The sequence below is a fragment of the Brucella sp. TWI432 genome (assembly GCF_039674445.1).
Lineage (GTDB): Bacteria > Pseudomonadota > Alphaproteobacteria > Rhizobiales > Rhizobiaceae > Brucella > Brucella chromiisoli.
This window is the reverse complement of record NZ_JBDJNL010000012.1, coordinates 100,273-111,913: the sequence shown is the minus strand read 5'-3', so window position 1 is coordinate 111,913 and position 11,641 is coordinate 100,273. Positions and strand designations below refer to the sequence as shown.

Below are 11,641 nucleotides of genomic sequence, written 5' to 3'. Positions count from 1 at the left end.
ACAGCTACGCTCTCAAAGGCAATGTCGGCTTCAAGGTGAAGTGGTAGAAAACCCATAGTCGCAACCAAATTATCGCTCCCGGTGCAAAGCCGGGAGCGATTTGTTTTATGCCGTCGATCTGATCCAAATGTGCTCTAATAGACTACTGCAAAATCCCTCGCGATCATGCTGAGATTGTGATTCACTCTTGGCATTTATTTAGGTGTAGCAGGTAGCTGCGCTGCGGGCAGCCTTCAATCCGACCCGAGATGTAGCTTCGCGTAACGCTGTTTCAGGCCTTTTTCTCGATCTGCTCGGAACGGATGCTGATGGAGCAGATAAACAACAATCTGCTGTTTCGCTGGGCTTTCGATGGATTCCGCTGTCTGACATCAGGTAGCTTCATGCACAGTCGTGCCCGTTTGCGCGAAGCGGACGCTGCCTGCGATTTCCTGTCCGCGTTGATGGCGCTGGCCCAAGGTTAGGCGTAACGACGAGCGGAACAAGCCCATTGAAGGACAGTGGCTGTCTCATGTGTTGTGCGAACTTTGCAAAAAGTAGAATGAGATTTCATTTTTTGCTAGACCAATCAAAACCGGTCGTTTATTCAATTATGAAATTTCATTCAATTTTCTGGGAGGGAAGATGAATTTGGAACTCGACGGGGCATCACGCCTGCATTTCGTGATCGGCGATCCGATCGCGCAGGTTAAATCCCCAGCCGGGGTCAGCGAGATGTTGCAAGCGCGCGGACTAAACGCCCTTTGCATTCCCGGCCATGTTGCGCCACAGGATCTTGTGCTGTTCTGGAAGGGGCTGCGGCTGTTGCAGAATCTTGATGGCGTGATCATCACCGTGCCGCACAAGATTGCTGCGACGGCGATGGTTGATCGGCTGTCGGAGCGCGCGGCATTTCTCGGTGCGGTCAACACGATCCGCCGCACGCCAAGCGGTTGGGAGGGCGACATGTTCGACGGGGTGGCCCATGTTGTCGCCCTGCGCAAGGCAGGCTGTGTTCTGGAAGGCAAGAGGGCCATTCTTGCAGGCGCGGGGGGCGCTGGCAGCGCCATTGCTCATGCGCTTGTGTTGGCGGGCGTCAGCGAGCTGGCCATTCATGACATGGACGACTCGCGGCGCAACAGCCTGATCGCGCGTCTGGCTTCGCTTGGCAAGGCAAAGGTTTTTGCAGGAAGTGGGGACCCCACCGGCTTTGATGTCATCGTAAATGCAACGCCCGCCGGTATGAAGGATAGCGATCCGCTCCCGTTTGACGGCGACCGTCTACGTGCGAATATGTTCATCGGTGACGTCATTACCCAACCTCTGGTTTCGCCGTTCGTTGCGCGCGCGCGTGCCCTTGGCTGCCGTGCCATCACGGGCTACGACATGTTCGTGGAAGTGCGCGACTTGATGGTTGATTATATGTGCGCGAAGTGAGGCGGGTTATGACAAGACATTTTGCACTCGCTTTCCTTACCGTCGCCGATCTTACACCAGCACGGGCGATTCGTGTGGCAGCCGAAACGGGTTATTCCAGTGTCGGTTTGCGGTTGCTGCCAGCTGCGGCTACCGGCGAGGCACCTTACCCGATCCTGACGGAAAAGGCTGTTCTGAACGAGGCCCGCGCCGCCCTCGCTGAAACGGGGCTTCGGGTTGGCGATGTCGAGATCGTGCGGCTGAAGCCCGAAACCAGAGCCGCGGATTTCACGCGTTTTCTGGAATGCGCGGCGGCACTTGGCGCAGCCAATATTCTGGTTGCCGGCGACGATACCGATCATGCACGTCTGACAGAGACTTTCGCAGCATTTGCCGAACACGCAGCCAGCTATGGTCTCACCGCCGATCTGGAATTCATGCCCTGGACGGGCGTGCGCAATGCTGCTGAAGCCATCGCTATTGTGGAGGCGGCAGGACAGCCGAACGGTGGGGTGCTGGCCGACGCGCTGCATTGGGATCGGACTGGCGGCAAGAGTGAGGAGCTCACCCGTATTCCGCGCAATCGCATTCATTACTTCCAGCTTTGTGATGCACCACGCGACTATGATGCCAGTGATGCGGGGCTGATTGCGATCGCTCGGGGCGGGCGGTTGTTTCCAGGTCAGGGAGGGATCGATCTTAAGGCCTTTATTGCGGCTTTGCCTGATGATGTTCCTGTCAGCATTGAGATTGCCTCGACCGAGCTTATGAAGCGCTTTGCGCCGAAGCAAAGAGCTGAACAAGCTCTCGCATCGGCACGTGCATTGTTATCCGAATTTGATGGAATGTAATTATTAAATTGAATGATATTCCATTTTATGTATAAATAAATCGACAAAGACGGAACTGCGCTCGTGACAAGAGCGGGCGCCTTTTCCACAAAATCAAAGCGGTAGTACCGACGCCCGTTGGGCGCGGCCGACTTTCTGCGCCCTGGAGGAGGCAAGAATGATAGTGGCGATGGCTGACACACCCAGCGCGGCGATGGGGCGGGTGGACTGCGATGTGCTGGTTATCGGTTCAGGCGCAGGTGGTCTGGCCACCGCTGTGGCCGCCGCTCATTTTGGCCTTGATGTGATTGTGGCGGAAAAGGCCGATGTGTTCGGCGGCACCAGCGCCTTTTCCGGCGGCTGGCTTTGGGTGCCGAATGCCCCGCATGCAGTTTCCGCTGGTAAGGGGGAAGATCCGGAGCGGCCGAAAACCTATCTCCGCGCTATCCTCGGCAATCGCTACAATGAGGACATGATCGGGGCCTATCTTGAGGCCGCACCGCGGATGCTGACATTTTTTGAGAACAATACAGCGGTCCATTTCAACCCCGGTGTCAACGTGCCCGATTTCCACGGAAATGTACCCGCAGCGGCAACAGGTTGGCGCTCGGTCGTTGCGGCACCCTACGACGGACGCAGGCTGGGCGCGCTGATTTCGAGATTGCGTTCGCCTATTCCCGAGACGACATTCATGGGCATGGGCATGGGCATCGCCTCTGGCGTCGACATGCGGATGTTTCTGACGGCGCTTCGCTCACCCCGTGCCTTTGCCTATGTGACGCATCGGGTGCTGCGCCATCTGCGCGATCTCGCTGTCCACCGCCGCGCCATGCAATTGGTCAACGGCAATGCGCTGGTCGCGCGGCTTCTGCATTCGGCTGCCGACCGTGGGGTCCGGCTCTGGGCGGAGCTTTCGGCCCGCGAACTCTGCCGCACCGGCGACCGCGTGAGCGGTGCGATTCTCGCTGGGCCGCATGGAGACGTCATCGTTTCGGCTCGCCGTGGCGTGGTGCTGGCGACTGGCGGTTTTCCGCACGATCCGGGCCGGTTGCATGATCTGCTCCCGCATGTGCGGGCTGGAACGCCGCATCATTCTGCTGCGCCGGAGAGCAACAGTGGCGACGGTCTGCGTCTTGCTGAAAGTGTGGGCGGTCATATCAACACGGGCATGAGCCATGCGGCGGCTTATGCGCCGGTTTCGCTGGTGCCGCGCGCAGGCGGGAAGGCACCGGGGCATTTTCCGCATTTGGTAGAGCGCGGTAAGCCCGGAATCATTGCCGTGAACGCCGCCGGAAAGCGCTTTGTTGATGAGGGCGGTCCCTATCATGACTATGTTCGCGAGATGATCGCCGCCACGCCGCCGGGCATGCCTGCGGTTTCGTGGCTGATCTGCGACAGACGCTTTCTGCGCCGTTACGGGCTGGGTGCGGTCAAGCCCGCGCCGGTTCCCTTCGGTGCCTTTATCCGCAACGGCTACCTGATCGAAGCCCCGTCGATTGCCGCGCTTGCGGCACGATGCGGCATCGATGCCACGGGGCTGGTAGAAACCGTTTCAGCTTTCAACCTGCACGCCGCGCGCGGCGAAGATCCTGACTTTCACCGTGGCACGACGCCCTACCAGCGGGTGCAGGGCGATCCGGACCATCGGCCCAACCCCTGTCTCGCCCCGATAGAAAACGGGCCGTTTTATGCGGTGAAAGTGGTGCCCGGCAGTCTTGGCACCTTTACCGGCATAGAAACCGACAGCCGGGGCCGCGTGCTGGATGGCGCCGGTGTTCCCGTGCCCGGTCTTTTTGCTGCTGGCAACGACATGAACAGCATCATGGGGGGGCATTATCCGAGCGGTGGCATCACGCTTGGGCCAGCCATGACCTTCGGCTTTCTGGCCGCCGAGACTTTGGCGGAAGGAGAGGCCGTTTTGCACAGACACAGTGTTGGAGGAGAGCAAAATGCCGTCTGAACGCGGGTCGGAAGACCGGTCGCAGGCTTTTGAGGAAGTGGACCTTCTGGTCTGTGGCGCGGGCGCGGGCGGTATGACCGCAGCGCTCGTTGCGGCGCTGGAAGGGCTTCATGTGGTTCTCGCCGAAAAGACAGACGCGGTGGGCGGTACGACCGCCACATCCGGCGGCACGACCTGGGTGCCGGGAACACATCTGTCCGTTCAGGCTGGTGTGCCAGACCGGGTGGAGGAGGCTCGCGCCTTTCTTGAGGCAATCGTTGCCAACCGGGGCGGAAATGCCTTGCGCGAAGCCTTCCTCACATCGGGCCCTGATGCCATTGCCGAATTGGACAGCCGAACGGATGTGAAGTTCGTCGCAGCGATAGCACATCCGGATTATCTCGATGGGCCGGGTGCTGCTTATGGTGGCCGCGCGCTTGCGCCCGTCGCGTTTGACGGGCGCCGGCTCGACAAAGCTGACTTTGACCGGGTGCGCCCGCCGCGCCGCGAGTTTCTGGGGCTTGGCGGTATGATGGTCGGGCGCAATGAGCTAGGCGCTTTGCTGGCCCCTTTTGGATCGGTGGCAAATTTCCGCAGTGCGACCGGTATTGTCGGTCGCTATCTGCTGGACCGTTTGCGCTATCGGCGCGGCACTCGGCTGTTGATGGGCAATGCTTTGGTGGCGCGTTTGTTGTTCAGTCTGCGCAAGGCTGGCGTTCCCGTGCTTTTTGATACGGGACTGCGCGACCTGATCGTGGAAGAGGGGCGGGTGGTCGGCGCGGTGCTTAACGGACCCGGCGGTCTGCGCCATATCCGCGCCCGCAAGGGTGTGGTGCTGGCTACCGGTGGCCTTTGCTGGAACCGCAAACTGCGCGAGCGCCTGTTTCCCGCAGGCACCCGCGATTATGCGCTCGGTCCTGCGACCAATACTGGCGACGGCGCCGATGCTGCGATGGCAATCGGCGCGCGGTTCGAGGATGGCGGAGACAGTCCGGCACTGTGGATGCCCTGCTCGTCCTACCGGCGGGCCGACGGCACGCTGGCCGTCTGGCCGCATATCATTCTTGACCGCGCCAAGCCCGGTCTTCTCGCTGTCGATGCGCATGGCAAGCGGTTCGTCAACGAGGCCAACTCCTATCATGATTTTGCGATGGGGCAGATCGCCAACGGCGCCATTCCGGCGCATCTTGTCTGCGACGCCGCCTTCATGCGCCGCTATGGCATGGGCATGGTCCTGCCCGGTGCATCCAACTTGAAATCCATGATCGCGGCAGGCTACGTCATCCAGGCTCGAACGCTTGCGGATCTTGCAGCACGCATCGGGTGCGATCCGGCTGGCCTCGCGGAAACGGTCGCGTCCTACAACCGTGCGGCGGCAACCGGCGTCGATGAGGCGTTCGGACGCGGGTCGAGCGTCGTCAACCGATTCAATGGCGATGCGCAGGCCGGACCAAATCCGTGTCTTGGTCTCATCGGGCAGGGTCCGTTCTATGCCATGGCCGTGCGTCCCGCCGACCTCGCCTCCAGCGCCGGGCTGTCAGGTGATGTCTATGGCCGTGTTCTTGATGAGGCTGGGACGGCCATTCCCGGACTTTACGCCTGTGGCAACGATCTCGCCTCGATTTTTCGCGGCACCTATCCCGGCCCCGGCACAACGCTTGGCCCGGCCATCGTCTTTGGCTGGCGTGTGGCCAAGCACGCCGCTGGCAAGCTTACCGACACGGCGACCGATGTCGCCGACACGATGACGCACGAAAGGAATGATCATGCAACGATATGAAATCGCAACGCTTTCCACCAGCATGGGCGCGGCCGCCAAGGTGTCGCCGGCTATTGAGGCCTTTGCCAGCGAAGGCAAGGGACGCCTGCTCGGCATTTTCAACGCAGATATCGGCGCGCTGAACCGCGTGTTCGTTTTTCGCGGCTTCGACACTGTTGCCGATTTCGATGCCGAGCGGGAGCGCACGTTGCGGGCAGCAAACCCTTTTGGTGCTGCGGAGTGGTTGACCGGGCTTGAGCTTGAGGGCTACGCACCGTTTCCGTTTCTGCCGCCGGTGCAGATCGGAAGCTTCGGCCCAGCCTATGAGTTCCGCACCTATGTCTTGAAAACCGGCGGGCTTGAGCCGACAGTCCGGGCATGGGAGGCGGCAGTTCCCGCACGTACCGCGCTTTCGAAGCTTACGGTTTGCATGTACGGCATCGACGGTAAGCCGCGCATGACGCATATCTGGCCATTTGCTTCGGTTAACGAACGCGGTCAAATCCGCGCGGATTCTGTTGCGCAGGGCGTATGGCCGCCGAAGGGTGGGCCGGATTGGCTGACGACTGACATGCGCTCGACGATTGCCTTTCCGATGGCGAATTCGCCGTTGAAGTAATGCACCTGCCTATACAAAGCAAAGGCCCCGCTTCGTTATGAAGCGGGGCCTTTGTATTTCTTGATATGGGCCTGCGTTCAGCCGAATTTATGAAGACCGGGAAAATAGCGGGAGCCATTGGCGGCCATGCCAATTTCTTGTGCGGCCTGCGCCAGCGCCGGGGCAAGTTCAGCCATGCGCTCGCTGGTCAGACGCACGGCTGGGCCAGCAATCGAGAGACAACTGATGGCCTTGCCATCACTCATGATCGGCATCGCCATGGCCGCCATGCCGACGATATAGCTGTCGACGGAGACGGAGTATCCCCGTGCACGCGTGTTTGCCAGAATGGCCAGAAGGTCGGTGATGGTGCGGGGTGCGCCGGGACCAGAGGGCTTGCCGTTATTGATCAACCCTTGTCGGGACACCCGTTCCAGTGCTTCTTCGTCACTCATGGAAGAGAGCCAAGCCTGCCCACCGGCACTGGAGGCTAGATGCACGACGACGCCCTGTTCCTGACCGGGGTCATAACGCAGGCCGCTGGTAGCGCCCTGAGCCACCGCGACCCAGATCAGGTTTTCACCATCGATGACGGAAAGACGAATCAGCTCGCCGCTTTCCTGTGCAAGACGGTCCAGAATGGGCTGCGCAATATCGCCGACCCCGGTGCGTCCGAGAAAACCGACACCGAGTGCCGCCAGTTTCATCGTCAGCGCATAATCGCCCTGATCCTGAATCTGACGGACATAACCTAGCCTAATCAATTCGTTAAGGGTCCTATGAACGCCGCTTGCCGGCTGGTTGACCCGCTGCGCAATGGCCGATACGGAGAGACCGCCGGGGTTTTCCGCCAGCATCTCGACGATGCTTAGGCATTTTTCAAGATTGCTCATGATCTTTCCAGTTTTGATTATCATTCCATTTTCGACGTGACACTGTTCATAGTCAAGGCGTTTATTGTTTTGTTTTAACGGGCTGGGGCACATGAGGCATGACGGTTCAGCATTGTGTCGTGTAAATAGTTTGTTGCGATCGCAACAAAACATTTGACGGACCGTAATCCCGTGAATAGAAATCAATGCAAGTTTGCAGCAGGAGGCTGCAGACGGAAGATCTATCGACACAAGAAATTGCATAGTTGCGGGGCCATCGCGTCCGGCGACCGCTTGTGGTCGTCCATTTTCTGGGAGGAAACAATGGTACATGGGGGATTGCCTGCATCGGGCGCAACAACAGGCGAAAGCGGTGGCTGGACCCCTTTGCGGATCACGGTCGTCTTCATTTGCTTCCTGCTCAATGCCATTGATGGAATGGACATCGTGATCATGTCCTATGTCGCGCCAGTGCTCAAGAGTGCCTGGCAACTCAGCCCGGAAGTGCTTGGCACTGTGTTTTCCGCGTCGCTGGCGGGCATGGCGATTGGCGGTCTGTTCATCGCGCCGCTGGCGGATCGGTTTGGCCGCCGTCCACTGATCATGAGCCTTCTCGCGGTGATCACAGTTGCCATGCTGGCGTCCAGTCAGGCCCGCAACGTCTATGAACTCATCGCGCTTCGCGCGATCATCGGCATGTCCGTCGGCGCATTTCTCGCAAGTGTGACGACAATGGCGGCCGATTTCGCGCCGAAGGGGCAGCAGGGCATGGTCGTGGCCATTGCCATTGCAGGCTATCCGCTGGGTGCTGTCATCACCGGCGTGACGATTGCGCACTTCCTGCCCGTCTGGGGCTGGCACGGCGCGCTCATGGCCGCCGGTATTGTTTCGCTGATCGTGCTGCCGTTTGTCGTGATGATCTTGCCGGAATCAATCGATTACCTGAAACGGGTGCAGCCTGCCGGTGCGCTTGAAAGGCTGAACGTCATTCTGCGTCGTCTCGGCGATGCCCCGCTTGCCACGCTGCCGCCGCGCGTCGCAACGCAGAAGGCTTCCGTCCGCGCAATCTTTGCGGAAGGGCGTCTTGTGGCGACGTTTGCGCTATGGCTGGCGATCATCATGGGGTTCATGACCTTCTATTTCCTCGTCTCGTGGATTACCCAGCTGACTGTGCAGTCAGGCCTTCCCGTCGATAAGGCCATCTATGCGGGTGCCCTGTTCAATCTGGGCGGCTTTATCGGAACGCTGATCATCGGTGCTTGCGGCAGCCGTTTTGGCCTGCCACGTGTCACCTGTGTGGCGCTGGTCGCTGGTGCTGTCGTGGTTGCGGCCTTCGGCTATGTCACGGTTTCGCTCACCGTCACGCTCGCGCTCGCCTTCTGCGCCGGCTTCACCACCAATGGCGGCTTCAATGCCTTCTATGCGCTGGGTGCTGCGCTTTACCCCACCGAAATTCGCTCAACCGGGATCGGCTGGGCCATGGGTGTTGGCCGTCTTGGCGCCGTGATCGGACCGATGCTCGGCGGCATCCTGATCGGGCAGGGGCTGAGCCTTGCCGCCCTGCTCGCCGTCTTTGCCATTCCCCTCGTAATCGCAGGCAGCGCCGCTCTGATCGTTCGTCCGCACCAGCACGAACCGGTCCTGCAGCCCGCCGCAGCCGAATGAAAGGATACTCAAATGTCCCTTGCCAATAGCTATGACGTTGTCGTCGTTGGTTCCGGTGCCGCCGGCCTGACCGCCGCGATCACCGCCAAGAAATCGGGTCTTTCCGTTGTTGTGCTGGAAAAAGCGCCGGTCTTCGGTGGCACGACGGCCTTCTCTGGCGGCGTGATCTGGATACCCGGCAATCCGCATTATGAGGCGGAAGGCATCAAGGAAGACCGGGCCGCCGTGCACACCTATATGCGTGGCGAGGCTGGCAACAAATACGACGCCGGCTTCATTGATGCCTATCTGGATTTCGGTCCGGAAATGCTGCGCTTTATGGAAAAGGAAACCGAGGCGCGTTTCGTTCGCACGCTTTATCCGGATTATCACCCGGAGCGGGCGGGCGGCGTGCAGATCGGCCGGTCGGTTACAGCAGCAGCCTATGACGGTCGCCGTCTTGGCAAGGAGTTTCGCCGCCTGCGCCAGCCGCTGAAGACCATTACCTTCATGGGCATGATGTTTAACTCCTCGAACAATGACCTGAAGCACTTCTTCAATTTTACCAAGTCGCCTGTTTCGGCCATGTATGTGGCCAAGCGTCTGGCCGTACATATGTGGCATCTGCTGCGCCATGGGCGTGGCGTGCAGCTGACCTCCGGCAATGCGCTGGCTGCGGCCTTGTCGAAATCGGCGCTCGACCTTGGAATTGAGATCGTGACCGATGCGCCGGTGAGCGAACTGGTGAAGAAGGACGGCCGCGTTACCGGTGTTGTCGTCACCCTTGACGGCACACGCCGGGATGTTCAGGCAACGAAGGGCGTCATTCTGGCCGCTGGTGGATTTGCCCGTGACGGCAAGCGTATTTCCGCGCTTTACCCGCATCTGAAAGAAGGGGGCGAGCATTTCACGCCGGTTCCCGAAGGCAATACCGGCGATGGCATCGCGCTTGGTGAAAAGGCCGGCGGCCATATTTCAAAAGGGCTGCCGAATGCGGCGGCCTGGATGCCGGTTTCCAAAGTACCGTTCCCCGGTGGCGAGATCGCGTTTCCGCATCTTGTCGATCGCTACAAGCCGGGTTTCATCATGGTGACGGCATCGGGGCGGCGCTTCGTCAATGAGAGCCTTTCTTATCACGATGTTGGCGCGGCCATGATTGAGGCGTGTCGGGGCAAGGGTAAGACCGAAGCCTGGCTGATTGCCGATCACCGGACGATCCGCAAATATGGCATCGGCTATGTGAAGCCCTATCCGATGCCGCTTGGCCCACATCTTCGCTCCGGCTATCTGAAGAGCGGCAAGACGCTTGAGGAACTCGCCGGGCGGATTGGCGTCGATGCGCGTGCGTTCGCCGATGAGGTGAAGCACTATAACGACGGCGCCCGCAACGGGGAAGACCGCCAGTTTGGTCGCGGCACCTCCGGTTTCAACCGCTATCTCGGTGATGCCAACAACAAGCCGAACCCGAATGTCGCCCCCGTCGAGCAGGGCCCGTTCTATGCGCTGCGCATCGTGATGGGTGACCTTGGCACATTCCCGGGACTGGTAACCGACACGCAATCGCGGGTGCTGGACGAGCACAGCCAGCCGATTGCGGGCTTGTGGGCTGCCGGCAATGACGCGGCCTCGATTATGGGCGGCGCTTATCCGGGGGCAGGCATCACCATCGGCCCGGCAATGACATTCGGTTATGTCGCTGCACTGTCAATTGCCGGTAAGATCCATGAACGCGGCCGCACGCTCGCGGCAGAATAAGGAAGCCAGAATGTTTACTGCCCCCGCCGACCGTCCGCTCGTCAATCTGCGTTACTATACGATTGCGCCACGCAAGATGGGCGAGTTTCTCGAGGTCTTCGACCGGCTTGCTATGCCGGTTTTAATCGAAACACTGGGCGCGCCGATCGGCTTCTACACCAGTGCCGTCGGGTCGCTCAATCAGGTGGTTCATCTGTGGGCCTATCGTGACATGAGCGATATGGAGGCCCGATGGGCTGCCCGTGACAGCCATCCCGACTTTCCTGCCTACCTGAAGGCGTCTGCGCACCTCGTGGTGGCTCAGGAAGACTGTCTGCTCAAGGCGGCTTCGCTCGCGTCGCTGTCCTGAGCGGCCCGGCTCTGCGCGTCTTCCTCGACATTCGGCAGGTTGGCGATTAACCGGTGGAAATAGCCGAGGAGGGTTTCGAACTCCTCCGCCGTGAAGCCCTGCAGCACGGCAGCTTCACGGGCGCGGGCAATGGGAAGCACTTTTTGATGGAGCGCCCATCCCGCGTTGGTCAGGGCCATTTCACGCTTGCGCCGTGCGCCGTCGCGGGCGCTGACCAGTCCCTTTTCCTGCATGGCGGAAAGGGCACGGCTGACGGAACTCTTGTCCAGCCCGATGGAATTTGCCATGGCAATGACGTTCGACCAGGGTTCGACGGCAAGATGGCAAAGAACCCGCCATTCCACGACGCCGATGCCGAAACGGCGGTGATACTCCTGGGATGCGCCGGCGCCGAGGCGGCTGGAAAAGCTGGTGCTCAGTGCGCCAATGCAGCGCTGCAGATCGAAACTGTTTTCGTCCATAAACCCTCCTGAGGCGCAATCAACCCGCTTGGATGCATG

11 protein-coding genes are annotated in these 11,641 nt (G+C 60.1%); 9 read left to right on the top strand and 2 right to left on the bottom strand.

The genetic code is table 11. The features are described from left to right. Window positions 1-308: 308 nt before the first annotated feature. The 6 genes from ABE527_RS15945 to ABE527_RS15920 all read left to right on the top strand — a co-directional run bounded on the left by ABE527_RS15945 (window position 309) and on the right by ABE527_RS15920 (window position 6,542). A complete protein-coding gene (locus tag ABE527_RS15945) occupies window positions 309-464 on the top strand; it encodes a hypothetical protein (RefSeq protein ID WP_499697513.1) in 156 nt (51 codons plus the stop codon). A 160-nt stretch (window positions 465-624) separates the two neighbouring features. Continuing rightward, complete coding sequence (locus ABE527_RS15940; protein WP_499697512.1) at window positions 625-1,416, top strand: shikimate dehydrogenase family protein; 792 nt, start codon at window positions 625-627, stop codon at window positions 1,414-1,416. Between the two features lie 8 nt (window positions 1,417-1,424). Then, complete coding sequence (locus ABE527_RS15935; protein WP_499697511.1) at window positions 1,425-2,246, top strand: sugar phosphate isomerase/epimerase family protein; 822 nt, start codon at window positions 1,425-1,427, stop codon at window positions 2,244-2,246. Between the two features lie 157 nt (window positions 2,247-2,403). Continuing rightward, window positions 2,404-4,185 (top strand): FAD-dependent oxidoreductase, encoded by a 1,782-nt coding sequence (locus tag ABE527_RS15930; RefSeq protein ID WP_499697510.1) that lies wholly within the window; start codon window positions 2,404-2,406, stop codon window positions 4,183-4,185. Next, window positions 4,175-5,944: an FAD-binding protein gene (locus tag ABE527_RS15925; RefSeq protein ID WP_499697509.1), complete on the top strand. Its 1,770-nt coding sequence runs from the start codon at window positions 4,175-4,177 to the stop codon at window positions 5,942-5,944. Before ABE527_RS15930 ends, ABE527_RS15925 begins: the two co-directional genes overlap by 11 nt. Next, window positions 5,931-6,542, top strand: a complete 612-nt coding sequence (locus tag ABE527_RS15920) for an NIPSNAP family protein (RefSeq protein WP_499697508.1) — start codon at window positions 5,931-5,933, stop codon at window positions 6,540-6,542. The genes ABE527_RS15925 and ABE527_RS15920 overlap by 14 nt, the downstream gene beginning before the upstream one ends. A 77-nt stretch (window positions 6,543-6,619) precedes the next feature. On the opposite strand, the gene ABE527_RS15915 is transcribed toward ABE527_RS15920, so the two are convergent. After that, on the bottom strand, window positions 6,620-7,414 hold the full coding sequence (locus ABE527_RS15915) for an IclR family transcriptional regulator (RefSeq protein ID WP_265985844.1): 795 nt from the start codon (window positions 7,412-7,414) through the stop codon (window positions 6,620-6,622). 303 nt (window positions 7,415-7,717) lie between these two features. Here ABE527_RS15915 and ABE527_RS15910 point away from each other — a divergent pair, with 303 nt between their 5' ends. From ABE527_RS15910 to ABE527_RS15900, 3 genes are read left to right on the top strand one after another with little or no spacing between them, the layout of a single operon-like run. Then, window positions 7,718-9,058 carry an MFS transporter gene (locus tag ABE527_RS15910; RefSeq protein ID WP_499697507.1) on the top strand — a complete coding sequence of 447 codons (1,341 nt, stop codon included), beginning with the start codon at window positions 7,718-7,720 and terminating at the stop codon, window positions 9,056-9,058. A gap of 12 nt (window positions 9,059-9,070) precedes the next feature. After that, on the top strand, window positions 9,071-10,792 hold the full coding sequence (locus tag ABE527_RS15905) for an FAD-dependent oxidoreductase (RefSeq protein ID WP_499697506.1): 1,722 nt from the start codon (window positions 9,071-9,073) through the stop codon (window positions 10,790-10,792). 10 nt (window positions 10,793-10,802) lie between these two features. Further along, window positions 10,803-11,141: an NIPSNAP family protein gene (locus ABE527_RS15900; protein ID WP_499694867.1), complete on the top strand. Its 339-nt coding sequence runs from the start codon at window positions 10,803-10,805 to the stop codon at window positions 11,139-11,141. Here ABE527_RS15900 and ABE527_RS15895 read toward each other — a convergent pair. After that, the gene (locus ABE527_RS15895; RefSeq protein ID WP_499694866.1) at window positions 11,093-11,602 is read right to left on the bottom strand and encodes a MarR family winged helix-turn-helix transcriptional regulator; all 510 of its coding nucleotides are present in this window, start codon (window positions 11,600-11,602) and stop codon (window positions 11,093-11,095) included. The genes ABE527_RS15900 and ABE527_RS15895 overlap by 49 nt on opposite strands. Window positions 11,603-11,641 lie beyond the last annotated feature (39 nt).

Excerpts from the sequence above, each read along its gene's own strand:
- ABE527_RS15945 (WP_499697513.1), top strand. The coding sequence starts at position 309 with ATGGAGCAGATAAACAACAATCTGCTGTTTCGCTGGGCTTTCGATGGA.
- ABE527_RS15940 (WP_499697512.1), top strand. The coding sequence starts at position 625 with ATGAATTTGGAACTCGACGGGGCATCACGCCTGCATTTCGTGATCGGC.
- ABE527_RS15935 (WP_499697511.1), top strand. The coding sequence starts at position 1,425 with ATGACAAGACATTTTGCACTCGCTTTCCTTACCGTCGCCGATCTTACA.
- ABE527_RS15930 (WP_499697510.1), top strand. The coding sequence starts at position 2,404 with ATGATAGTGGCGATGGCTGACACACCCAGCGCGGCGATGGGGCGGGTG.
- ABE527_RS15925 (WP_499697509.1), top strand. The coding sequence starts at position 4,175 with ATGCCGTCTGAACGCGGGTCGGAAGACCGGTCGCAGGCTTTTGAGGAA.
- ABE527_RS15920 (WP_499697508.1), top strand. The coding sequence starts at position 5,931 with ATGCAACGATATGAAATCGCAACGCTTTCCACCAGCATGGGCGCGGCC.
- ABE527_RS15915 (WP_265985844.1), bottom strand. The coding sequence starts at position 7,414 with ATGAGCAATCTTGAAAAATGCCTAAGCATCGTCGAGATGCTGGCGGAA.
- ABE527_RS15910 (WP_499697507.1), top strand. The coding sequence starts at position 7,718 with ATGGTACATGGGGGATTGCCTGCATCGGGCGCAACAACAGGCGAAAGC.
- ABE527_RS15905 (WP_499697506.1), top strand. The coding sequence starts at position 9,071 with ATGTCCCTTGCCAATAGCTATGACGTTGTCGTCGTTGGTTCCGGTGCC.
- ABE527_RS15900 (WP_499694867.1), top strand. The coding sequence starts at position 10,803 with ATGTTTACTGCCCCCGCCGACCGTCCGCTCGTCAATCTGCGTTACTAT.
- ABE527_RS15895 (WP_499694866.1), bottom strand. The coding sequence starts at position 11,602 with ATGGACGAAAACAGTTTCGATCTGCAGCGCTGCATTGGCGCACTGAGC.